The following is a 24,118-nucleotide window of genomic DNA, read 5'->3' on the forward strand; positions in this document are numbered from 1 at the left end:
GTGTGAAAGTTGGGACTTTTGCCGTAAGGTAAGTCTGGAAGCTGCCCGTATGAGTTCTCATCGTGGCGGGCGGCGTGAACCGGAGGGAAAAATGACCAAACGTCGCGGTCTTGTTCTAGGAACCGTGCTGGCGCTCGCGAGTGCGGGCCTTGCCGTCCCGATTGTGGGCTACGCTTTTGCCGAGAACGATGATGCACAGGGCAGTATTGTTATTCCGCTAACAACCGAAGCGGGGGATCTCACTACCACCGCCACCGCACAAATCGAGGAAGAAGCAGCGAGCAAGCCTGACTCTTCCAAGGAAGCCGAGCCGCGCGAGGCAGCGCATCCCACCGAGGCCTCGCACCCCACCGGGGAAGCTGAGCCTGCCCAAGAAGCGAGTGCCGGGCGCGCGGGCGGCGTCGTACCGAATGCGGTGCGCACGAATGTACTGCGCGCCGCGGGAACCGAAAACGAAAGCGCCGAAAACGGGGCCGAGGATAGTGCGGACGGCGCGGAACTGGCCGACAACTACGCCGTCTTCACCAGCCCGGTGCGGGTGGACGAACCCTTCGCGGTGGCCGGGCTGACCTGGAACCGCGGGGAGAGCCTGCCCGAGGGTGCCTCTATCGAAATGCGCACCCTGGACGGGAAGCAGTGGTCGGACTGGTACGAAGTGGGCGAGGAATCCCAAACCGAGCGCGAACGGCCCGGCACGGAATACAACGTCTCGGGGGAGTCCACCGGGATTCAGGTGCGTATTACCCAGGGCGAGGGCCCGCTCCCGGCCGGCCTGCGCATCGATATTGCCTACACCGCCGAGGGTGACACCGTGGAGGTGGAGGAGGCCGAAACCGCGCCGATTCTGCCCGAACGCGGAACGGAAACCGATCCGGTGGTCAATCCCGAAGAGGGCGAGGAAGAGATTCCTGCCTTGGGTGCTTCGCTTTCCGCCGCGCGCGGTGGGGGCACCCTGGAGCAGGGCAGCGTGGTGGCGAACGGCTTACTTCCCACCGCCCGCGATTGGACTAATCGCATCGGCACCCGCGGGATCCACACCCGCGCCGATTGGGGCGCGGACGGCTCCCTCATGACCTGGCCGGTGGAATACGCCACCTTCCAGGGCATGGTTATCCACCACACCGCCGGCTCGAATAACTACACCCAGGCCGGGGTACCGCGTGTTATCCGCGGGATTTACGCGTTCCACGCCGTCACTCGCGATTGGGGCGATATTGGCTATAACGTGATCGTTGATAAGTACGGCGGGAAATGGGAAGGGCGCTACGGCACCCTGCAATCCCAGGATGGCACCATGGCGATTGGCGCGCACGCCGCTGGGCGCAATACCGGCACCATGGGTGTGTCCGTGCTCGGCACCTTCACCGCGGACCACCGCCCCTCGCAAACCATTCTTAACACCCTCGCCGATGTGGCCGGCTGGAAATTCGCGCTCGCGGGCCTGGATCCGCGCGGCACCACCTCGCTGACCATTCCGCAGCGCAATAATTCGGCGCGCTACCGTTCCGGCGAAGCGATGCCGCGTATCGTGGGGCACCGCGATGTGGGCAATACTTCCTGCCCAGGCACGATTTACGATTCCATCGGCTCCATTCGTGAGAACGCCTACCGTATCTATACGCAGCTGCGTTCCGGTGGTGGTACGACGACGCAGCCCGCGCCGCGCCCCACTCAGCCACCGGCACCGCGCCCGCCCGCTCCGCCGGCGCCCGCGCCGAGCAATCCGCGCCCGTCCTCGAATGTGGCACCTTTCCCACCGCGCTTCTTCCTCGCTAATGGCTGGGGGCGCACCGCCGATATTGTGATGGACTACGGCCTGCGCGGCGATGAAATCCTCACCGGGGATTGGAATGCTGATGGGCGGGATACTCTGGCGATTCGCCGCTCCAATATTTTCCACGTGCGCGATACCCTCGCCTCCGGGGTTGCCACCCGGGTCTTCAGCTTCGGGCGTGCCGATGACGAAGTGTACGTAGGCGACTGGGACGGCGACGGCGTGGACACCTTCGCGGTGCGGCGCGGCAACCTACTGCTCGTGCGCAATTCCCTCACGTCCGGCCCGGCCGATAAGGTCTACTGCTTCGGTAATCCGGGGGATACCTGGCTGGTGGGCGATTGGAACGGCGACGGCGTGGACACCCTGGCGGTGCGGCGCGGCAACGTCTTTATCTTCACCGATAACCTGGCCACCAGCGCGGTCTCCGAGGAAATGGCCTACGGGAACCCGGGCGATGAGGTGCTCGCCGCGAAGATTGAGCCCCAGCGTTCCACCCTCGTGGTGCGCCGCGGGAATGTGTACGTGGTGCGCGGCCCGCTCAACGGCCCGGAGGTGACCGAAGATGTTACCTACGGGCGCCACAGCGATATGGTCATCTTCGGTGATTGGGACGGCCGGGGCGGCCAAACCCTCGGGGTGGTGCGCTCGCGCTAAGTACCGATAGGCACGAGTTTCGGTCACAACATACGGGCCGGGGATGCTTCACGACGAAGCAAGATCCCCGGCCCGTACCTTTAGGCCTAAGCGCGCCGCTGCGCTTGACTACCGGTTTTAGTCCCGCCCGAAGATATCGCGGGTGAGCACCGGGGTGGAGGTTTCCGGCATGGTGCCATCCAGGCGATTCGTGATGATCACCTCCGCGCGATCCTGGAATTCCTCCCAGGAATCCAGCACCGGAATATCCCCGAGACCGCCCGGTTTCAGTGCCGGATCGTAAACGAGCACCTCCACATCCCGCGCCCGCAAGTGCGCCGCGAGGCTGAGGGCTGCCGAAGCCCGGTGATTATCCGAGCCCGATTTCATGGCGACCTTGTAGATCCCCACCGTGGCGTAGCCGGCCCCCGCCAGGCGGGTAGCCAGGAAGTCAATCCGGGTGTCATTGGATTCGACAATCGCGGACATGAGATTTTCGGGCACGCCTTCGAAATCGGCGCGTAATTCCTTGGTGTCCTTGGGCAGGCAGTAGCCGCCGTAGCCGAAGGAAGGATTATTGTAATGATCCCCGATACGCGGATCGAGACCCACCCCGCGAATAATCTCCGCGGCGTTGAGGGAGCGCGCCATCGCGAAAGAATCCAGCTCATTGAAATAAGCGACCCGCATGGCCAGATACGTATTGGAGAAGAGCTTAATTGCTTCGGCTTCCCGGGTTCCCACCTGGATAATCGGGACGTCGCGCGCTTCAGCTCCCTCGCTCAGCAGCTGGGCGAAGTGGGCAGCTGCGGCGTCGTCGCCCGAAACAACAATGCGCGAAGGGTTGAGATTATCGTGCAGCGCTTTACCCTCGCGCAAAAACTCCGGGGAAAAGACGATGCGCAACTGCGGGAACGTTTCTTGCATCCGCGCGGTAAAACCGATGGGGATAGTGGATTTAATAACGACGACGGCACCGGGATTCGCCTCAGCGACCTGCGTAATCGCACTTTCAACAGAGGCCGTATCAAAGGCATTGGTCTCCGTATCGTAATCGGTGGGGGTGGCGATCACCGCGTAATCAGCACCTGCAAGCGCCTCAATATTCGAGGTGGTAGCCCGCAGCGAAAGCGGCTTCGTGGCGAGGAACTCTTCGATTTTGGCATCCTGGATCGGGGAAGTGCGGGCGTTAATCGCATCCACTTTCGCGGGATTGAGATCCGATCCGACAACATCGTGGTGTTGGGCAAGAAGGACGGCGTTGGCCAAGCCCACGTAGCCCAGCCCGATCACAGCAATCTGCATGATGCTCCTAGCTCTTGGGTTGCGTTCAGTATAGCCGGACTGCCGCGCGGCGGCCCGGTGGGACACGGAAGGGGGGCCGCGGCGAGGCTCCCACGCATAGCGCTGCCCCGCTCGCGCTCCTCGTGGCACTCAGGGTGCGCATCGGAGAAGTGCGAACGGGGCAGCGGAAAGCCGGCTCATGCAGGCAGCGCACGAGGGCCGGGGCGGGGCGCTTTAGTGGCCGGTCTTGGCGTACTTGGCCTCCACGGCTTCCTTCTGCGGGCGCCACCACTCTTCATTGGCCTTGTACCATTCCACGGTGTCATGCAGACCCGCGGCGAAGTCCTTGAACTTCGGCTGCCAGCCGGTTTCTTCCACCAGCTTGGAATTATCAATGGCGTAGCGCTGATCGTGGCCGGGGCGGTCATTCACATGATCGAAATCATCGGGTTCGCGGCCGAACTCCTGGAGGATCATTTTGACGACCTCGAGGTTATTCTTTTCGCCATCCGCGCCGATGAGGTAGGTTTCCCCGATCCGGCCCTTATTGATGATCTCCCACACGGCCACGTTGTGATCGCGCACGTGGATCCAATCGCGCACCTGGAGGCCGGTGCCGTAGATACGCGGGCGGATACCGTCCAGGAGGTTGGTGACGGTACGCGGAATGAACTTCTCCACGTGCTGGTAGGGGCCGTAGTTATTCGAGCAATTGGAGATGGTGGCTTCCACCCCGAAGGAACGCACCCAGGCGCGCACCAGCAGGTCAGAGCCGGCTTTGGAAGCCGAATACGGGGAGGAAGCGATATAGGGATCGCCATCCTGGAAGCGGCGCGGTTCGTCAATCTCCAGGTCCCCGTACACTTCGTCGGTGGAAATATGGTGGAGGCGTACCCCGTGGCGGCGCACCGCTTCCAGAATCGTGTAGGTGCCCACCAGGTTGGAGCGGATGAAGGGGGAGGGATCAACGAGCGAGTTATCGTTATGGGATTCCGCCGCGAAATTCACCACCAGATCGCAGTCCTTGACCAGGGGGTCAACGGTATCCATATCCGCAATATCGCCCTGGACCAGGGTGACGCGGTCCAGGCCCTCAATGGACTTGGGATTACCCGCGTACGTGAGTTTATCCAGGACGACAACTTCGGCATCCGGATAATCCTCGACAGTTTGGTGAACGAAATTCGCGCCAATAAATCCGGCACCGCCGGTAACCAGGACACGCATATTATTCCTTTCGTGGGTCAGTTCCTGGCTAATTCTACCCGGAACTGCGGGGTAAGGAGTCAGCCCATCCCGCCGCGCCATAGTTTTCAGTAGGAGGGCGACACGGGCGATCTCCACAATTGTGCCGCCCGGAGGGTTTAGGCTGGAACTATCGTCCACGCATCGCGGCCTGGATTTAGCACCACTCCGGGGCGCGAACAACTCGAGGAGGTTCTCTTGGAGAGGTATTCATACGCGCGCGCCCGCACCCCCGGGCTGCTGGTTGGCGTGATCGCAGCGCTGGCGCTGATCGTGAGCTCACTGGGGCTCATGCCGGCAGCGCAGGGTGCGCCCGCTTTGGACGAAGGCGCGGGAAACTACTATTTCTTCAAAAACTCTCTCACCTCGGGTACTGCCGATATGGAGATGTCCTACGGGCGGCATACGGACGTGGTGTTCACCGGGGATTGGAATGGCGACGGGCGGGACACCTTGGGCGTGAACCGCGGTTCCGATTTCTATATGAAGAACACCTTCTTGTCCGGGGATGCGGATATCCACTTTAAATTCGGGCTGCCCACTGATCAATTCCTTATCGGCAATTGGGATGCGGTAGTGGGAGATACCGTTCTTATTCGCCGCGGCAATACGTATTTCGTGCGCAATGAGCTCACCACCGGGGGCGGGGAACATACCTTCACTTTTGGTGAACCCGATGATGAAGTGATCGCGGGGGATTGGAACGGGGACGGCACCGATACCCTCGCCATCCGGCGCGGCAATATGTTCTATGTCAGCAATGTGCTCGACGATGATGAGAACTTCACGGTCTTCTCCTTCGGGCGCCACGGTGACACCGTCCTCGTGGGTGACTGGGACGGAGATGGCATCGATAGTTTCGCGGTGCGCCGCGGCAATATGTACTACGTCAATAATTCGACCGTGTCCGGTGGGAATGCCTCGACCGAATTCTCTTACGGGCGCCACGGGGATAACGTTCTGGTGGGTGACTGGAACCGTGACGGGGTGGACACCCTGGCGGTGCGCCGCGATTATGTGCCGCCGGCTCCCAATAGCGAGCGCCCGCCCACCCTTGATCCTAATTCCGGTGGGTACCCCATCCTGGTTTACGGAACGCTGCGCCAGGGTGAAGAAGCTGCCTTTGTGGTCAATAACTACTCCGGTATCAAAGAAAGTTGGGTGCCGGGTTATGAACTGTGGATTACCGGCCCGCGGTGGAATCCGTGGCCCTGGGCTCTTCCCGGCCCGCACGGGCTGCGCGGCGACCTCTTGAAGTACGGACCGTGGAATTACGATGCCAAAGTGGCCCAAATGGATGATTGGGAAGGCTATGTTCCGGGTAAGAACCCTGCCTATATGAACTACACCCGTGACCTCGTCACCACCGTGGATGGGCCGGCGTGGATGTACGTGGCAACGAAATGGCGGCAGGATTTCGCGCGGCGCTGGGGTTATGTTGTACCCCACGGCGATTTCCACCGCTTCTAAGGGGATGAAGTCATGAAAAAGAAAGACGATGAGACGATGCAGAATTCTCACACCACTCCTTCTTCCATCCCCGGCCTGCGCCGCCGGGCACTAGGGAGCTCGCTCGCCATTATCGGCGCGGTAGCGGTTCTTGGTTTAGGCGGATGCTCCAGCGTTGCGGTGGGCGATCCTGACCCGGTGACCCCAATTCCGGTGGCTACCGCCGCGCCGAGCGTTCCGGGAGTCTCCGGGGAATCCACTACCGGGAATCGCACTATGCAAGACCGGGCCGCAGTGACCGACGGTTCTGACGGTTCTGACGGTTCTGACGGTTCGGAAGGCGGACGCCCGGTTACGGTTGCGCCCAGCGGAGATGTGGAAGCTCAGCTTGGGGTGCCGGTAGGTCTTTCGGTCGACGGCGCCACTCGGGCGGCATTCACTTTGACAGTCACGGATATTACCCGGGCACAGGAGTGCCCCTCGCGCATCGCGGAGCCAGCTGTTTTCACTCCCGAGAACGGCACCTTCCTCGTGGTTGATCTCAGCGCGCAGATGGCAGCTGATTATGCTTCCTACGACCCGGATGCTCCCTTCCTCACCCTGGATCGGGATGCTTTCCATCTCACGGACCGGGAAGGAAATATCCAGGAAGATAGCCACACGGTGGCATCCTACGGGTGTTATTCCACCGCGGAGCGGGTCACCCCCTTTATCAACCCGGGGGAAAACGCGGGTGGCAAGGTGGTCCTGGAAACCTCCCTGGAGCACGGCTACCTGGTCTACAATCCCTGGGGCGTGCCGGGATCGGGATGGCGCTGGGCTTTCTAAGCGCCGCTCTCATCCGCTCCTAGGCCGCTCCCAATTCGCTCTTAAGCCGTTCCTACTCTGCTCCCAATCCGCTATTAATCCGCGATGGCGTAGGTGCTGCGCACGTAGCGCAGGTAGATCTTGCGGTAGAGCGCCGGGCAGGTACGCAGCAGGGCGGCTCCGGCTGCCAGCTGCGGGCGGGCCTGCGCGGTAGCGCGCAGCATGGGCAAGCTAATAGCACGCCGTGCCGCACGCACAATATCGGCGGTGTCTTTCTCCGAACGCATGGCCGATTGCGCCAAGATCATCATGGCGAGGGTGCGGTACACCAAAAAAGCGGAAAGGTTCTCCGGTTCTGCCATCCATTCCGGCCCGAGCTGCTCGGCTAGGAAACGTGCGGCATCCTCGTATTCTTGCGGATCGGGAACGCGACCCCAAGTGAGAGACTGGGTGCCCACCACGTAATTGGCCAGGGCATCGGGAATTGAGGTGACGCGCCGGGCCCGGGAAAGCGCTATCGCGGCAACAACCTGATCTTCCCCGCGGTGAATATGCTCGGGGAAACGTAGTCCCTGGAAAGTAGCAGCGGCGAAAAGCTTATCCCAGAGGAACGGGGTGAGGTTATCGGTAAGGAAAGCACGTACCGCCTCCGGGCCCGCCAGGGTGCCGAGGAAACGGGAGTGTTCGGTGCGCGTCTGGCCGTTGGAAAGATGAATAGTGCGCCCGCAGCACACCACATCGGTATCGGGCCCGCTTTCTACCTCACGCAGCATCCGTTCCAGATAGGTGGGTTCCCAGTAATCATCCCCGTCAAGGAAAGCAATATAGTCCCCGGACGCGCGCTCAAGGGCGGAGTTCCGGGCCCCGGAGACCCCGGTATTGTTCTCGTGGTAGATCACGGTGAGGCGGGAATCGGCAAGTTCTTTTTCCAGGTCGCGCAACACGCCGGCGGTGTTATCCGGGGAGTGATCATCCACAACGATGAGCTCCACATCGGGCATGGTTTGGCCCAGGACCGATACAACCGCGCGCCGAATAGTGTCCTCACCGCGGTAGGCGGGAGTGATAACGGATACCCGTGCCATGTTTCCTCCTAGGTCAGCTCAGTAGTCTCCATGGTACCCGCGCGCCGCTCCGGCGCTAGCGCGCTATCGAGTGCGGCGCACCAGGCCGAGGATATGGCAGATGCTCCCCAGCAGCGGGCCCACCACCAGAGAGGCAACCGTGCGCGTTTCCAGGCAAACGGGCAGAAGCATAATGACGACGGAGACCACCAGGGCCACGCACCAGCCCAGAATATTGAGCCGGTGGTGATCGGCAGCCAGTGCCACCGCCCCGGTCAGGGTAAGAAGAGCCAGGCAGGCCGCAGCAAGCACCAAGAAGCCCAGGATCAGGGGAGTATTCGCATAAGCCGGCCCGAAAATAACCGCCATGAGCCACGGGCCGCACGCGGCAGCGGCCAGGGCGCCAACCCCGCCAATTCCGCCCACAATAACAGCCAGACGCAGCAAATAGCCGCGGGTGCGTTCGGGGTGCTGGACGAAGACCGTGATCACCATGGACTGGAAAGCCACCAGGGGAAGCATGAGGGGAGCCCTAGTCACGGACACCGCTTGAATGAGCGGGGCTGCTTTAGAGAACACCACCGGCTCGGTGGTCAGGCTCATGAGGAGCGGAAAACCGTTAATAAGAAGCGCGCTGGCCCCGGTCGCGGCCATGGCCAGCAGGAGGCGGCGCACCAAACCCCGCGGCGCAATATTAATGCGGGTGCGTGCCAAAGCCCGCACCCCCGGCGCGGCGCTGAGCAGCAGCCAGGTACCGCAGGCCAGCACGCAGGCGAGGGCGTAGAGGTGGAGCGCAAGACTGAGATATCCGGCCACCGCGATGAAGAGGAAACGCAGGGCCGGCTCCAGCGACGTGAGAGTACCGAAAACCTTCCATTTCCCGCGCCCCGCGAAAACTCCAAGGAGCCCTAAATGCACGCTATTGAGAAGTACCCCCAGGGCAATAAAAGCAATGAGGAGCCCGCGCCCGGAAAACCCGTGAAAGACCCGCAGCCACAGCGGCGTGGCAGCCAGCACCAGGACCGCGGCGCATACGCCCACCCCCGCGCAGATGAGGACCGGCGAGGTGCGGTAGCGCGGGCCCGCGGCCCCGGAATCCACACCCCCGCGGCTTGCTACGCCCGCGCGGCTTTCTCCGGCGTCACGGTTTTCCACCCGCTCAGGGTTGTCCATCCGTTCGCCGCCCTCCACCCGGTCCCGGCGCACCGCCCGCGTCACCTCATTTTGAAGGCCCGCCACGATGGCAATAATGGCGAAAAGGGCGGCCCAGAAGGTCAAAAACAGGGTGTTATCGGCAGGGGAGAGCGAGCGCGCACTCACCACCGTAATGAAGAAACCGGAGAGTGCCCCGGAGGCACCCCCTAAGGCGACGGGCAGCGCAGCCCCGGCAGTTTCTGAGTTCTGGCCAGCGGCGGTGGACATCACGGATGGCCTTTCTCTTCGCAGGATTTCTTAAGTATAGGGTGCGCGGCGTTTCGGGCAGGCGTGCTAACGGCGCGTTACGCACAGCCCGCCCGGACCAGCGCCCTGAGCGCGCCCGTGCCATAATAGGCGCTAGTACGGATGGCGGCGAAACGGAAAGCCGCTTCGCCACAGAAAGGATCACGCCCGATGCGCCTCGATATCATGCTGCCCTTCTGGGGGAACCCGGACTACCTCTTCCAAACCGTGGAATCGGTCCTGGCCCAGGATAGCGATGAGTGGAAGCTCACCGTGGTGGACGATTGCTATCCCGATAAGAGCGTTCCCGACTACTTCGCCCAGCTGCGTGATGAGCGCATCACCTATATCCGCAACGAAACGAACCGCGGCATTACCGAAAACTACGAAACCTGCCTGAAGCTAGCCACCGCCGAGTACATGATGTTCATGGGCTGCGACGACATCATGGAACCGAATTTTGTTTCTACCATCCAGGCCGCTATTACCGCCCACCCCACCATCGATATTATTCAGCCCGGGGTGCGCCCCATTGACGCTCAGGGCACCGTGATCTCTCCGCTCGGGGACCGTATCAAAACTTCCCTGCGCAAGCGCTCCACCCGGATGGGCAATGTTATTTCCGGGGAAGGTGCGGCCGCGGTACTTCTCACCGGGGACTGGCTTTACTGGCCCTCGCTCGTTTTCCGCACCGAGACCATTCGCGCCACTCCCTTCCGCCCCGGTTTCCCGCTCATCCAGGATCTCGCTATCGTTGTCGATATGCTGGCCGCCGGCGCCTCTATGCTCGTGGAGCCCACGGTGTGCTTCCGCTACCGCCGCCACGATTCTTCCGCCTCCGCCTCCAAGCTTCTGGACGGCACCCGCTTCGCCGGGGAACGGCGCTATTTCGCGCTCGCGGCGGAGGAGATGAAGCGCCGCGGCTGGACCAAGGCCCAGCGGGCGGCCCGGTTGCACGCCACCTCGCGCCTTTACGCCGCCACCTTGCTGCCGCGGGCCCTCAAGGAGCGCAGCTCCACCGGGGTACGTACCCTGCTGCGTCACCTGCTCGGCAGCTAGGCCCGGCGTCGTCGTTCTTTATACGACGGCGCACGCCCCGCAGCGCGCTTCTTCGCACCCACTAGCGCGCCGGCGCGCGCAACTCCCCGAAGGGATTCTTTTTGCCGCGCGAAGCCCGCATGGCGGGCCGTTCCACCAGGAACCAGGAGAATGCCGCGCCCAGGGCGGTGAGCACGAAAAGAACCGCGCAGAAAACCAGGTAGGGCGCCGCGTCGGCCAAGCCGAGGCGGGTGAGTAGTTGGGTGAGCGGGAAGCCCCAAATGTAGATGCCGTAGCTGAAATCGTGGACCTGGAAGAGGCGCGGGGAGGGGAGCGTCTGCCCGATCCACAGCAGCACGTAGGTGAGGAGGGGCGCGGAAATCTGCGGCCCGGAATGCGGAGCCACCACCATAATCGCCACGGCCGCAACCGTTGCCCCCAGCGCACCCCAGGTGGTGAGGCTGAGGCGGTCTTTCGCCAGGAAAAGCAGCGAGCCACCGAAGAAGAAGGGCAGCAGCCGCGAGAGCTGGTCGAGGGTGCCGTTCATGGTGCCCAGGTAGACCGTGGCGGTGGGGAGGAAGACCCGCAGTGCGCAGGTGCCCAGGAAAATCACGGCCGTGGGCCAGATATGCCGCTTGAAGAAGGGGATGGTGAGTAGCGCGCCCACAATGAGGTAGCACACGAACTCGTAGTAGAGCGACCACAGCGAGCCGTTCCAGGCAATGGGGTAGGGGACATTGTGGAGGGTATCCGCGATGCCCCACTGGTTCATGTAGAGGAAGAAATTGCCCAGGATATAGCTGATCGGCGTGGGGCCGGTGGTGAGGTAGCCATCCAGGGTGCCGTGGTCGAGGATATAGACGAAGGGCGCGAGGAGGAACGCCGTCACCACATTGATGAACAGGAAGGCCGGGAAGATACGGACCACGCGGTTCTTGAGGTAGCGCCCCACGTCTGAACGCAGCCGGGCCGCGGTAATGAGATACCCGGAAATCATAAAGAAACCGAAAACAGCCCAGGCACCCACGGATTCGCCGGGGGTGATCTCGAATTCCCCGACGAGCTGGGTTACCGGCCCCACGTGGTGGAAAAGTACCATCAGCGCAAAAACAAGCCGAATCAGATTCAGCGAATTATTGCGGGGGTCAAGCCATGTGCGCATACGTTCCTTCGCGTGGTCCCATCGCGGCGGGGCGACGACGCCGCGGTTGCCGGGTCGTCGCCGCACGCCGCGCTGCGGTTATCGGGTTTAGAGATACTGGGTCTGGGTGTTAATCCAGGAAGCAAGGCGCGTGAAGCCTTCTTCCACGTCTACTTCGGCCTCGAATCCGAGGAGCTCGCGGGCAGGTGCCGGATCCGCCCAGGCGTGGCGTACGTCGCCGTGGCGCCACTGGCCGGTGATCTTCGGTTCGGGAGCCCCGTAAATCTTCGCGATAATTTGGGCGGCTTCGAGGATGGTGGTGTAGTGGCCCGCTCCGATATCCACGGACACGCCCGGGCACTTTTCAATTTCGATCATTTTAATGAGGGCGCGGGCCACATCATCAATAATGATGAAATCGCGGCGGATGAGGCCGTCTTCGTAGACGGAAATCTGCTGCTTATTGTAGGCAACCCGGCAGAAGAGGGACATGATTCCGGTGTAGGGATTGGAAGGGGTTTGGCCCGGGCCGTACACGTTTTGCAGGCGCACAATCCCGATCTCACAGCCGAAAGCATCGCCCCACATGCGCAGGAGCTGTTCCTGGGCGATTTTGGTAACCGCGTAGACCGAGGAAGGATGCGGCTCCACCAGGGCGGCGTTCATGGCCACCGGCTCGGCCTCCGGGAAATCCCACTCTTCTTTTTCAAACATGGCCACGGTACGCGAACCGGGGTAGAACAGCTCACCGGCGTGCTCCCCGGAGGTATGCCGCCAGGCACCCTCGCCGTAGACCGCGCGCGAGGAGGCAAGAACAATGCGCTGCGGGATAACCTGGTGGCGCGCGAAGGCATCGAGCATCGTGGTGGTGCCCACCACGTTCACGGAGGCGTGCCGGGTGGATTCGGTTAGGGACTGCCCGGTTCCGGTTTCCGCTGCCAAATGGACCACAACATCCGGGGTGAAGCGCTCCAGCAAGGTATCCCAGGCGGCCGGGTCGGTCACATCGGCTTCGTAGAGCTCCACGCGCTTATCGAAGCCGGCCGTGGGCTGGTGATCCGGGTGGATCTGCGGGTGCAGATTATCGAAAGCGATAACCTGCTCGTGATGGTCGGCGAGGTATGTTGACATCGCCGCTCCGATGAAACCGGCACCACCGGTAACAAGAATGCGCATGGAAGTCCTTCCTGTATTGATGCACATGAAGTTTACGCCTCGGCTGGGGGCGCAGCGCGCTCCGCGCGCAGTAAAGCTATTTCTTCAGCCAAACGCCGCCGGTCTTCTTCCAAGCGGGAGACTGCGGTGGACAGCTGGATCGTCACCATGAGGAGCACCACGCACGCGATTACCAGAATCATATTGGAAGCGCGTTTGAAACCGAGGGCTTGGGAGACGAGGAAAACAACCTGGGGCCAGATCGAAATAACGAGCAGGCCGATGCCGATAAGGAACCAGATATACACGTAGGTTTGTTTCATCCGCCGCGAGCGCAGCAGGATAAACAGGTACACGAGGAAGAGGATGCTCGCGGCGATCGGCAAGAGGCGGTAGAGCACGTTATTGCCTTCCTTCGGTTCCGTCAAGATCTTTTTGGCCGGGGCGGGTAGAGGCTACCGCCATGGCGATAATACCGCGCAGCAGCAGGCGCGCGGCTTTCAGTGGGTTATGGGAGGGGGTGCCGCCCTGCCGTTCGCGCATCTCCACGCCCACCTGGGTAACGCGCAGCCCGGCTTTGCTGGCGATAATAAGAGCCTCGATGGTATCGCCTAAGTATTCGGCTGGGAGTTCATCGGCGAGCACCCCGATGGCCTTCCGGTTCGTGAGCTTGAAACCCGAGGTGGTATCCGTGAGCCGGGTGTGATGCACGCGGGAGAGTACGTGAGAGAGGAAGCGCATGGCCCAGGCGCGCGGGCCGCGCACCCGATAGGATCCCCGTTCCGCAAAACGTGCCCCGATCACAATATCGGCACCGGTGGCATCCATTTTTTCGAGGAGGCGGGCAATATCTTCGGGGCGGTGCTGGCCATCGGCATCCACCTGCACGGCGCGGTCAAAACCGTGGCGCCAGGCGTACAGGTAGCCGGTGCGCATCGCCCCGCCCACCCCGAGGTTAATGGGCAGATTGAGGACTGTTGCCCCGCCGGCCGCGGCCACCTGGGCGGTGGCATCCCGGGAGCAATCGTTAATGACCACGAGGGATGCGTGCGGTACTGCCTGGCGTAATTCGGTGAGAACCGCCGGCAGCGCCTCTTCTTCATTCCAGGCCGGAATGAGGACGACGAGACGTGGGTGCCTGTCTTGCTCAGAAGTCATTCTTTGATTTTAGGCCATTTAAGCCCGGGCTTGAACGAACGCCCGTGCTGTGTGCCCTATATGAGGGGTGGTACTTCGCGATAAGATAACGCGGCAAGTGAAACGTTGTCCATCTCAAGGAAATCCATGGTTGCAGCCACACACGCAGATGTCCGGGCGCCCCAGGCCGCTTCGTCTTCTCAACGCTCGCCGCATCGGGCGGCTCTGGTATCGCGGTTGCGCAGAATCAGTGCCGGGCGCCCCTGGGTGGTGTGGTTAGCCGTTCTGGTGTTCTTCGGGATTCTGGGTGGGGCACTCAATCTGCACTTCATCATCACCAATCCGCACCTGTCTCCCTTCGATGAATACGTGTACCTCGATGCGGTTGATAAGGCCGGTCGCGGGATCGTGGTGCGTGACGGGATGACCACGGATTCCTATGCCCGTGAGGTGCTGGCCTGCCTCGGTTTCGGTTCCAATCCGGTCAGTTCGGCAACTATCGGGGTGTGCGGGGGCGATTTCCCGGATGAGAAGCTCCCCTTCGCGGGCTACACCACCGCCGGGGTGCATTCCCCGGTCTACTACTTCCTCACCGCCTGGCTGGCTAAGCCGTTTATGATGCTCGGGATGGGCTTGCTGGGCAGTGCCCGCCTCACCAGCGTGCTCTGGTTGGTGCTGGGAATGACGGTCCTTGCCTGGGGAATGCGCCGCGTTGGTGCCACCTGGGCGATGGCGTTCACGGTGCCGCTCCTCATCACCTCCATGCCCACCTTCCGCACCACGAACTGCTATATCACCCCGGATGCTCTCAATCTCCTGGTGGGCACCCTCATTATTTTCGGGAGTATTTTCTACGCGCGCCGGCAATGGTCACTCGGTTGGCTCCTCCTTATTACCACGGTGGCCTGCGTGGTGAAAATGCAAAATATTTTCGCGGTGGTGGCGGCCCTTATTTTCCTGGTGTGGTACCGGATGCGGCCCGGCAACGGCTGGGGTAAGAAAGCTGCTGCGGATCCTGCCACCTTGCCGCGCTGGTGGGAAATTGGCATTCTCGGGCTAGTGTCCGCGGTAGCGGGCGGGGCCTGGTTGGTGATTCGCCCCTTCATTACGGTGGCACGCCCGGATATTGTGGTGGATCCAACCGGGGTGCTCGATCTGCGCCAGCTGCCCTATATGACCGATGATGCGCTTCAAATTGTTTTCGCCGGGATTGGTGGGACAGCCGAGCAATACCCGAAGTCACCCTTCGCGAGCGTGGCGCTCTGGCTGGGAATTACCGCCATTGTGAGCGTGGCCTGGATCCTGGAACGCCACTCTACTCTGGAGCAGCGTTTCTGCCAGGCTGCCGCGGTGTCCTTCCTCGGTATCGCACCGGGGGTGGTGCTCGGTTTCAATATCCTCGCCGGCTCCCTCACCTTTATGCAGCACCGCTACGGCATGGTTCTTATCCCGCTCTTCTGCGCGGCTGCTGCCTGGATTAAGCTGCGCCATTCCGTAACCTGGGGCCTGGCAATTGTGACCGCCTGCATGTACGGCTACGCCCTCATTATTCCCTCCGCAACGTAGGGCGGCGCACGAGGCGTCCTAGATGTACTTGCGCAGCCGGGACTTCACCTTGGAGGCCAGCACCTTCGGGCCGCCGGTGCGCAGGTAATCCACCACGAGTTTGAGATCGCGTACCGGGTTGAAACCGGGGTCGATAAAGCCGAGCATGGTTCCCGGCACATCGTCGCCGGTGCGGAAAGCCAGATCCGCGGCCCGGCGCGGGTGCCGGCAGAACTCCAGCAGCGGGGCCAGCGCCCGATCCCAGTGGAACTGCTGGGCGAAACCGGCAATATTCGCACGCGCGCGGGCCGCTGCGGCGTCGTCGTATAACAGTGTTTCGAGCGCGGCGGCCAGGGCCTCCACGTCGCGCGGGGGCACCGAGATGCCGATGCCTTCGCTATCGAGGGCGTTCCCGAAGGAATCCCCGCTGGTCGCGACGATGGGTAGCCCCGCCCACAGGTAGTCGAGGATGCGGGTGCGGAAAGAGAACTGGGTTTCCACGTGCTCGAAATGGGTGGAGACTCCCACGTTTGCGTCCAGCAGGTAGTTCTGGCGTTCGTGGTAGGGGACCCAGTCGTGGTTGAAGAATACAAAGCGGTTGGTGAGCTCCAGCTCGTCGGCCAGGGCCACCGCTTCGGATGCGACCCGCATGGCCGGCACTCCCGGATTGGGGTGTTTCATCCCCAGGAAGTAGAGGCGCACATCCGGGTGGGTGCGGGAAAGCTGGGCGACCGCGCGGATGAGGGAGAGCGGGTCGAACCAGTTATAGACCCCGCCACCCCACAGGATGACCTTGTCATCCATGCCGATGCCGGGAACCTTCCCGCGGATGGCGTGCTCGGTTTGCCGGGGTGCTTCTTCGCCCAGGCCAAAGGGCGCAATATCGATGAGGCTGCGCACATCCGCACCGTCGGGGAGGACATTGCGGTTGATACGGCCCATGCTCGCCAGCTGCCCGAGCCAGAAATTGCGCTGCTTATCCGAGGCACACAGGAATTTATCGGCACGGGCCAGCTGCCGGTTGAGCACCCCGGTCACCCCGGTAATGGAGCGTTCGCGGCCCTCCGGGCCCTGGTCGCGGGCCTGTTCGAGCTGCTCGAGGTGCATGGGATCGTAAATATCGGCCACGATGATCTTTTCCGAGCTCATGAGCCACGGGGCGCTTTCCAGCAGGAAGCCCTGGAAAATAATGACGTCGGCCCAATCGGTGCAGGCGCGCAGGGTATCGGTATCGCCATTGTGGATCTCGAAAGCCTGGGGGGCTACTTTGCCAACTCCGGCCGTGGAACACAACCGCACCGGGTGCTCGAGTGCCAGGCGGGTGCACATCTCCCAGGCCCGGATAGCCGGACCGGCCATTTTTTCCCCGATGGGTTCACCGGTGACCACCAGCACCTTCGCCTGCCCGGAAAAACGCTTCGCGATGCCGAAGAAACGCGCCAGTGCCTCGTGGAGGTCCAGGTAGCGCGGCAGCGGATAGGCCGGCTCCATGGCATTACGCATGAGGGTGATAATCTCCGCATCGGATTTCTTGCGCCCGGCCTGGATCTCCCGGCGCGATTCCACGAGAGAGGGCAAAATATCGCGGAAATACGAGACCGCGTAGGGTGCGGTGGCCGCCATTTTCGTGATGGTGCCTTCCGCGGCACGGTAGGAATCCGGACCGCGGCGCTCCTCCACTTCGCTGCGTTCCGCGCTGCGCTCCAGGGCAAAAGCGAGGGCGGGAGCGAAAACCGTGCGGAGCAGGTCATCGCCGAGATTCTTGTACAGGCAGGCCAGCGCATTGCGTTCCAGGAAATAGGTTTCGCGGAAATTCCCGAACTTCTTCATGGTGACGTGGTGACGGTGGTAGGCCACCGATTCAGGCACGTAGCGCACATCGTATCCGGCGAGGTTGGCGCGCCAGCCGAAATCAGCATCCTCGTAGAACATGAAGTAGCGGTCATCGAAACCGCCCAGTTCCTCGAAAACACGGCGCGGCACGAACATGGCGGCCCCGGTGGGGAAGAGTACATTCTTCGGGGTATCCCAGGCGCCGGTATCTTCCCGTTCTGCCTCGCGCTTGTAGCCCATCCCGAACCACGTCATCGAGGAATCAACGAAATCAATTCTGTCGCCTTCCCAGGTGAGCACCTTGGAGGCGACGCATCCCACCTTCGGGTCCGCTTTAATCGCCTCTACCGCGGCGCGAATCCACTTCTTGCCGGGCCGGGCATCATTATTGAGGAAAGCCACGATATCCCCGCGTGAATGCTCCACCCCGAAGTTGCAGCCCCCGGTGAAGCCCAGGTTGGCGCCCGATTGCAGTACCTGGCAGTCGGGTAGTTCGGCGCGCAGGCGCTCGTAGGAACCATCCCCGGAATTATTATCGACGACGACGATCTCCAGATCCTGCGCGGGCCAATCACATTCACGCAGGTAGTGCGCGGCGGCAATCGTATCCTCCGCCCCGCGGAAATTGACAAGAATAACGGAAACAGAGGTCACTTGCGTTCTCCCTTGAGAGTGCTGGCTAGGCCGCGCAGCGCGCGGCGCAGGTGGGGATGCTTGCGGGCACCGGGCTTGCCGGGCTCTTCGTACAGCTGGGTGGTTTCCACCCGTTCATAGGAGTGGACGGGGGAGCGTAGCGCGGCGAGGGCCGCCGCAATACCGCCGTTTTCCTGGGCGACGAGGCTGGTGAGGGAGTGATCGTCGTCGTACGTATTCTGATCCAAACGATAGTTCCCGGACAGGGCCCCGAGCACAAAATCACGCTGGGCGGTATCCGCGGTGATCACGCGATCCGCAACGGTGAGCGTTTCGTTGAGGACGCTGGCGTTCGCGCCCACGCTTTCCGTGCCGGTCACCCCCACCCAATCGGTGCGGACCATCGCGGTGAGATTCGCGGTGGTGACATCGGCAATCACCACCCCGTGGGTTCCGGTCCACGGAACCGCGCGGGCCGGGAGATTGAGAATATAGGTCACGGCAATTGTGTCGACGGCGCTGGCCATATCGCGGCGCGCCGCTTGGAACGGTGCGGCGGGATCGGCGCTGCGCTCGCTCAGCTCTTTGCTTTCCGGATCCCACAGGTAGAGCGGCTCGGAAAGCGCGCCGGCAATCTGCTCGAAACGGGCGCGGGCCGCGGTATCGGAAGCCGCCACCGCGAAAGCAATACTCGGCTCATCATCGCGGCGCACATCAGCGAAAGCGCTTTCCAGGAAATCCCGTTCGGCGGCGGGAATACCGGCGCTGGCCCAGACCCGGTCAAGGAAATCGGCCATATGGGGCAGGCGGCGATCCGGGATGCGGGCGGCGGCCGTGGCCGCGGCGTGCCGGTCTTCCAGGCCGGCCAGCGAGGCGCTCCAGTCGCGCACCACCTGGGCACCGCTGAAAGTGGTGGAGGGGACGGGGAGGGAGGGGACGTCGTCGTTCCCGGGGCGGCGGGCTAGATCCAGGGCCGCGGTATCCACCCCGGAGCTGCGGATCGGGTGATCGATCAGCGCGGTGAAGAGCGGGGCGAGGAATTCCAGCTGGTAGGCCGGGGAAAGATTCTTCGTGAGGATGCGCAGGTAATCGGTGGTATCCAGATCGGGGGTGCCGGTTTCGAGGAGGGCGGTGGTGCGCTGCTCACCCGGTACTCCGGCGGCGGTGAGGCGCCACTGGGCATCCACGGCCAGAGCCGGAAGCGAGAACGCGGTATCGAGACCGCCGCACAGGTGGAGCGCCCGCGAATCAAAAGTGTAGACCGGGGCGGGAACCGCGAGGACGCTGCGGGAATCGGGGGTTTCCGGCGCGCTCGCGGTGGTATCCGCGCTGGCGCTCGCGGTGGTATCCGCACTTGGTTGCGGTGAAGAATCCGCGGCCGCGCCCCACGCGGTATTAGGCCCCGGGGTGCTCAGGAGCTGCGCGAGGGCTGTTTTCGTGATGGCACCGGGAGTGGTCACCACCGCGGTGATCGTTTCTCCCGCCGCGAGATCCGCGCGCGGGGCGGGCTGGCCCGGAATGAGCTCCGCAACACGGTAGGGGAGGGCCCGCGCTAAAGCAGGCCCGGCTCCGGCGGGAACAAGAACACAAACACTCATGACTGCCTATCATCCTCCGCGGGGCGGCAAGCGCGGCTCGCATAGCCGCGGCGGCTCCCGGGTGAAACTTACTTTCTCTATCGTACAAGGCGATGCGAGGTGGCGCTGACGGTGCGCGGCTGTGCGCGCGGCTTGGCCCGCAGCTAGGTAGTATGAGACAGATAGGTGCATACGCGCGGCTAACCCGGGTGGGGAGCCATCAGCGCGGATGCCGGCAGGAAAGGTCGGGTATGGCAGCAGAGCGCGAACGCGAGGTGAGCCCCGAAGCGCAAACACGCTTCGAGAAACTCGCCAGCCAGGATCTCACGCGCGTGGCTATTGACACCGGGTTCTTTAGCGGATGGCGAGCTTCCGTCCGCGATATTTTCGACCATCGCCACCTCTTGGGCCTGCTCACCCGGCGCGAACTCAAAGCACGCTACAAGGATTCGGTGCTCGGGTACGTGTGGACCCTGGTGCGGCCCCTCATTAACCTGCTCATCTACTATTTCGCCATCGGCAAGGTGCTGGGCGCCGAACGCGCCATCCCCGATTTCGCCATCTATGTTTTCGCGGGGCTGACCGCCTGGGGGCTTTTCTCCCAGATCGTGGCGGCCTCCACCGGGGCGATCGTGAGTAATTCCGGGATCGTCAAGAAGGTTTATCTTCCGCGCGAAATCTTCCCGCTCTCCGCGGCCGGTGCGGCCTTTGTGGACTTCCTCTCCCAACTGGCCATTCTGGTATGCGGGGCCCTTATTATTCGCGGGGTGCCGTGGGGGAGCGCCCTCATCTACTTCCCCATCTCCCTGGCGGTGGTGGTGGTGTGGGCGGTGGCCTTCGGGCTGTTCCTCTCCGCCGCGAATGTTTATCTGCGGGATGTGCAATACCTCGTGGAGGTTATTCTTCTCATCGGATTCTGGCTCACCCCCTCCGTCTATTCTTTCGCGATGATCGCCGGGGCGGCGCCCAGCTGGATGATTAACCTCTATCTCCTCAACCCCACCTCGGTGGCGGTTATGGGCTTCCAGCATTCCTTCTGGGCGGCCGGGCAGGATGCCCTGCTGCCCTCCCATCTCCTCACCCGCCTGGGAATCTTCCTTATCATCGGGCTGGTGCTTCTCTGGCTCGCGCAGCGCTACTTCGCCCGTATGCAACGTAACTTCGCGCAGGAACTCTAAAGGAAAGGCGAGTCAAGGATTCTCATGTCACGTCCCGACGTCATTCAAGTTGACGGAGTTTCGAAGAAATTCATCGTCCACAAAGATAAATCCCTCAAGGAACGCCTGGTCAATGCCGCCCGTTCGCGCACCCACGCGGAAGAATACTGGGCGCTTAAGAACGTGTCCTTCAACGTGGCCGCCGGAGAATCGGTGGGCTTGGTGGGGGCGAACGGTTCGGGTAAATCCACCCTCCTCAAAGTGATCGGTGGGATCCTCACCCCCGATGCCGGCCAGGTCCGCACCCGCGGGCGCATGGCCGCGCTTCTCGAATTGGGTGCCGGTTTCCACCCGGATCTCACCGGCATGGAAAATATTTATCTCAATGCTTCTATCCTGGGCTTGTCCGAAGCGGAGATCGACGCCCAGCTTGATTCCATTATTGAGTTTTCCGGGATTCGAGATTTCATCCACACCCAGGTGAAGTTCTATTCCTCCGGGATGTACGTGCGCCTCGCTTTCGCGGTGGCGGTGCATTCCGACCCGGATATCCTGCTCGTGGATGAAGTCCTCGCGGTGGGTGATGAGCCTTTCCAGAAGAAATGCATGGAGAAAATTCGCCAATTCCAGCGCGAAGGGCGCTCCATTATTCTGGTGTCACATTCCGCGGCGCAAGTGATTGAGGTGTGCGATCGCGCCGTCGTTCTGGATAAAGGCGCCATGGTTATGGTGGGGGATGTGCGTGACGCGATGTCCCGCCTCCACCAGGGCTACCAGGAACAAATGCTCGCCGAACTCGCGGAAAAGAACGGCGGGGTGCTCACCGCGGTGGATACCCACCCGTGCAGTATTGACAATGCCGCGATTGTGGACGGCGTGCGTACCTCCGACGACGGGCTTTTCGTACATATTTCCGGTGATACCATGCGCATTGCCTTCGATCTGGTGGCCCACGAACCCATGCGCGATTACGGCGTGGTGGTGGAAATCGCCACCATGAACGAGGGCACCCCGGTTTTCGGAATGTCCAGCCGCCGCCTCCAGCTTCCCCTCCCCGCGGTAGAAAAAGACTACGCCACCATCATGGTGGTGCTCCCCGATCTGCATATCGGGGAGGGCGATTACATCGTCAATATCGCGATTCTCGACAGTGCTGATATTGAAATCGAGCGGCGCAATAGCGTTGCTCTCTTCACCACCAAATCCGATGGCATGACCACGGGATTCGTCAAAACCTTCCCCGAAGTCTATGTTCACAATGTTAAGATCGAGGCGGGGAGCGGAACCGAGCAATAATACCGTTCGCGGTCACCATCGCTCCCGCGGATAGAGCGGATAGAGGGGAACCACGTGCCAGTTATCGAAGCCCACCCACGCAGCGCGCCGCTGCGGTGGCGCACCCGCGGCTTCGCGGGCCTGGGCGCCCTCCTCTACTCCATCGCCCTGTCCTTTATCTACGGCGTGAACGCGTGGGCCATCGGCCCGGTACACGCCTGGGTGGCCGACCTCGGGCGCCTCCAATGCGGAACCGAGTTCCCGCGCCTGTACCTGCAAGAAGGCCGCTGCCCGATCATCGGTTTCCCGGAAGGTACCGCCACGGTCAACGGTGGTATTTTTAGCCGCGCGGCCACCTTCTTTGCACTCATTTTTCCTGGCGACGACGCCGCCGCGCTCTCTGCGTGGTACCTCATCTGGATCGTCCTGGCACTGGTGGGCGCGTACGGGCTGTTCTTCTGGCTCACCTCGCACCGCCTGATCGCCGGGATAGCGGCAGCGGTATGGATGATCAACCCTTCCGTTATCGGCATGGGGAATTTCGGTACCACCTTCTGGGGTGCGCTACTCCTACCCGCCACCGTCTACGTGGGCGTGGTGCTGCTGCAATTCTGGCTGCGGCCCCCCTGGTGGCGCCGGCTTCTTGCTCTAGCTGGCTGGTGCGGGGTTCTCACCTGGGCTGTTTTCCTTGACGGATATTCTTTCGTCATGCTCGGTTTCACCGCCGGGGTGGTGGTTATTGTGCTTCCGCTGCTGCGCGGGCGCCGCGGCTTGCGGGATGCCGGTCTGGGCTTTGTTTATATGGCGGTGGCCAGCGCCGTGGCGCTCGTGGTCTATTACCGCAGCGCCGGTGGGGCCCTGGCCGGTATGGGTACCAGCGAAGATTTCTTCCGTTCCATGGGCGTGGATGTTGCCACCACGGTTATCCCCACCTCGAGTGTGTGGTGGGCGGAGCTCCTTGGAATCGGGCTGGATGCAGATCTGCTGTGGGGGGACGGCACCAACGTCCGCTGGAATTACATCGGTATCACCGCGCTGGTATTGCTGATCTGCGTGCTGGTGTGGGCGCGCGGGTCGCGCCGCTACGTGCTGCTGTGGGTGGGCGTAGCCCTGGTGGCCTTTGTTATTGCCCTAGGGCCCTCCCTGAAATGGTGGGAAATCCGAGGGCCTTTGACCCCGCCGATTCAGGTGACTGATTATCTTATGCCCCGCTCGGAAGCCTTATGGACCTTCCCGTGGGCACCGCTCTACGAGGAACTTCCCGGCCTTGATCTTATGCGGGCTATCTACCGCTGGATGCTGGTGGTTCGCCTGGCCCTGCTCGCGGCGCTCGCGAGCGGCATCAGCGCGCTGGTGCGCCGGGAAGCGCGAGGCAGCGGGCGGCGGGTGGCCTGCGGAATCTTGGCCGCGCTGGCAGTGCTGGCTTCCGCCCCGAACCTCGCGGGCTTGGCGGTAGGTGCTAGCGACCGGGCCACACATCTTGGGGTGCTTATCGGTGAGATTCCAGAAAAACTTGATGCTGCCTTGCCGGACGATGCCGTGGTGGCTTTCAGTTCCCCGGTCTCGGACGGTAATGATTTCCTGGCCGGGGTGATTGCGAGCGAATCTGACTTGGTTCTCTACAACACCTTCGGCGATAAAGACGTGGCCCAGGCTCGGGAAAACTGGACGCCGGAAATGCAGGACGTGATCGGCCCACACGCGAACTTCGGGCATTCGGTGTGGCAGGTGCTCTACACCGGGCAGGTGCAAGCGGTGGTCATCCCGAATTTTGATTTCCGCTGGGGAATCGAACAGGGATCCGCGGATGCTTTCGCCGCGGAAGCGCAGGCCCTGCGTGAGCAGATTGCTTCCGACCCGCGCCTGCGGATAGAACCGCACGCGGACTTCACCATCGTCACGCTGGCGGAATAGCTCACTGGCGCACC

General features: G+C 62.3%; 18 protein-coding genes. 8 read left to right on the plus strand and 10 right to left on the minus strand.

All coding sequences use genetic code 11. From position 1 onward, the window contains the following. Positions 1–49: 49 nt before the first annotated feature. Positions 50–2,431: an N-acetylmuramoyl-L-alanine amidase gene (locus ACRQDJ_RS02005; protein ID WP_284896462.1), complete on the plus strand. Its 2,382-nt coding sequence runs from the start codon at positions 50–52 to the stop codon at positions 2,429–2,431. 117 nt (positions 2,432–2,548) lie between these two features. Here ACRQDJ_RS02005 and ACRQDJ_RS02010 read toward each other — a convergent pair whose 3' ends face one another. Beyond that, positions 2,549–3,715: a nucleotide sugar dehydrogenase gene (locus ACRQDJ_RS02010; RefSeq protein ID WP_284896459.1), complete on the minus strand. Its 1,167-nt coding sequence runs from the start codon at positions 3,713–3,715 to the stop codon at positions 2,549–2,551. A 213-nt stretch (positions 3,716–3,928) separates the two neighbouring features. Continuing rightward, on the minus strand, positions 3,929–4,921 hold the full coding sequence (gene rfbB, locus ACRQDJ_RS02015; RefSeq protein WP_016443166.1) for a dTDP-glucose 4,6-dehydratase: 993 nt from the start codon (positions 4,919–4,921) through the stop codon (positions 3,929–3,931). Positions 4,922–5,137: 216 nt separating this feature from the next. Here rfbB and ACRQDJ_RS02020 point away from each other — a divergent pair, with 216 nt between their 5' ends. Both ACRQDJ_RS02020 and ACRQDJ_RS02025 read left to right on the plus strand, forming a co-directional pair. Then, the gene (locus ACRQDJ_RS02020) at positions 5,138–6,409 is read left to right on the plus strand and encodes a gamma-glutamylcyclotransferase family protein (RefSeq protein WP_284896457.1); all 1,272 of its coding nucleotides are present in this window, start codon (positions 5,138–5,140) and stop codon (positions 6,407–6,409) included. 12 nt (positions 6,410–6,421) lie between these two features. Beyond that, a complete protein-coding gene (locus ACRQDJ_RS02025; protein ID WP_284896455.1) occupies positions 6,422–7,216 on the plus strand; it encodes a hypothetical protein in 795 nt (264 codons plus the stop codon). A gap of 74 nt (positions 7,217–7,290) precedes the next feature. Here ACRQDJ_RS02025 and ACRQDJ_RS02030 read toward each other — a convergent pair whose 3' ends face one another. After that, positions 7,291–8,280 (minus strand): glycosyltransferase family 2 protein, encoded by a 990-nt coding sequence (locus ACRQDJ_RS02030; RefSeq protein WP_284896454.1) that lies wholly within the window; start codon positions 8,278–8,280, stop codon positions 7,291–7,293. Positions 8,281–8,343: 63 nt separating this feature from the next. Then, positions 8,344–9,681 (minus strand): hypothetical protein, encoded by a 1,338-nt coding sequence (locus tag ACRQDJ_RS02035; RefSeq protein ID WP_284896453.1) that lies wholly within the window; start codon positions 9,679–9,681, stop codon positions 8,344–8,346. Positions 9,682–9,870: 189 nt separating this feature from the next. On the opposite strand from ACRQDJ_RS02035, the gene ACRQDJ_RS02040 reads away from it, so the two are divergent. Further along, entirely contained in the window at positions 9,871–10,758 is an 888-nt protein-coding gene (locus tag ACRQDJ_RS02040; protein ID WP_284896451.1) for a glycosyltransferase family 2 protein, read from the plus strand. A 61-nt stretch (positions 10,759–10,819) separates the two neighbouring features. On the opposite strand, the gene ACRQDJ_RS02045 is transcribed toward ACRQDJ_RS02040, so the two are convergent. The 4 genes from ACRQDJ_RS02045 to ACRQDJ_RS02060 form a co-directional block, all read right to left on the minus strand. After that, positions 10,820–11,899, minus strand: coding sequence for an acyltransferase family protein (locus tag ACRQDJ_RS02045; protein ID WP_087070498.1), 1,080 nt, complete (start codon positions 11,897–11,899; stop codon positions 10,820–10,822). A gap of 87 nt (positions 11,900–11,986) precedes the next feature. Next, the gene (locus ACRQDJ_RS02050; protein WP_087070499.1) at positions 11,987–13,054 is read right to left on the minus strand and encodes an NAD-dependent epimerase/dehydratase family protein; all 1,068 of its coding nucleotides are present in this window, start codon (positions 13,052–13,054) and stop codon (positions 11,987–11,989) included. A gap of 32 nt (positions 13,055–13,086) precedes the next feature. Continuing rightward, positions 13,087–13,461 carry a DUF2304 domain-containing protein gene (locus ACRQDJ_RS02055; RefSeq protein ID WP_234984475.1) on the minus strand — a complete coding sequence of 125 codons (375 nt, stop codon included), beginning with the start codon at positions 13,459–13,461 and terminating at the stop codon, positions 13,087–13,089. Then, positions 13,436–14,191 carry a glycosyltransferase family 2 protein gene (locus tag ACRQDJ_RS02060; protein ID WP_284901176.1) on the minus strand — a complete coding sequence of 252 codons (756 nt, stop codon included), beginning with the start codon at positions 14,189–14,191 and terminating at the stop codon, positions 13,436–13,438. The genes ACRQDJ_RS02055 and ACRQDJ_RS02060 overlap by 26 nt, the downstream gene beginning before the upstream one ends. A 126-nt stretch (positions 14,192–14,317) precedes the next feature. On the opposite strand from ACRQDJ_RS02060, the gene ACRQDJ_RS02065 reads away from it, so the two are divergent. Then, positions 14,318–15,736, plus strand: coding sequence for a glycosyltransferase family protein (locus ACRQDJ_RS02065; protein ID WP_284901179.1), 1,419 nt, complete (start codon positions 14,318–14,320; stop codon positions 15,734–15,736). An 18-nt stretch (positions 15,737–15,754) separates the two neighbouring features. On the opposite strand, the gene ACRQDJ_RS02070 is transcribed toward ACRQDJ_RS02065, so the two are convergent. After that, on the minus strand, positions 15,755–18,202 hold the full coding sequence (locus ACRQDJ_RS02070; RefSeq protein WP_284901181.1) for a glycosyltransferase: 2,448 nt from the start codon (positions 18,200–18,202) through the stop codon (positions 15,755–15,757). Continuing rightward, on the minus strand, positions 18,199–19,779 hold the full coding sequence (locus tag ACRQDJ_RS02075; protein WP_284904123.1) for a hypothetical protein: 1,581 nt from the start codon (positions 19,777–19,779) through the stop codon (positions 18,199–18,201). The genes ACRQDJ_RS02070 and ACRQDJ_RS02075 overlap by 4 nt, the downstream gene beginning before the upstream one ends. Before the next feature lie 230 nt (positions 19,780–20,009). On the opposite strand from ACRQDJ_RS02075, the gene ACRQDJ_RS02080 reads away from it, so the two are divergent. The 3 genes from ACRQDJ_RS02080 to ACRQDJ_RS02090 are packed head-to-tail and all read left to right on the plus strand — an operon-like array spanning position 20,010 to position 24,104. Beyond that, positions 20,010–20,936, plus strand: a complete 927-nt coding sequence (locus tag ACRQDJ_RS02080; protein ID WP_284904121.1) for an ABC transporter permease — start codon at positions 20,010–20,012, stop codon at positions 20,934–20,936. A gap of 24 nt (positions 20,937–20,960) precedes the next feature. Beyond that, positions 20,961–22,211 (plus strand): ABC transporter ATP-binding protein, encoded by a 1,251-nt coding sequence (locus tag ACRQDJ_RS02085; RefSeq protein WP_284904120.1) that lies wholly within the window; start codon positions 20,961–20,963, stop codon positions 22,209–22,211. A 54-nt stretch (positions 22,212–22,265) separates the two neighbouring features. Further along, positions 22,266–24,104: a glycosyltransferase family protein gene (locus tag ACRQDJ_RS02090; protein ID WP_284904118.1), complete on the plus strand. Its 1,839-nt coding sequence runs from the start codon at positions 22,266–22,268 to the stop codon at positions 24,102–24,104. Positions 24,105–24,118: the final 14 nt, after the last annotated feature.

Origin of the sequence: Actinotignum urematis, from assembly GCF_051264595.1 — a bacterium.
GTDB classification, from domain to species: Bacteria; Actinomycetota; Actinomycetes; order Actinomycetales; family Actinomycetaceae; genus Actinotignum; species Actinotignum timonense_A.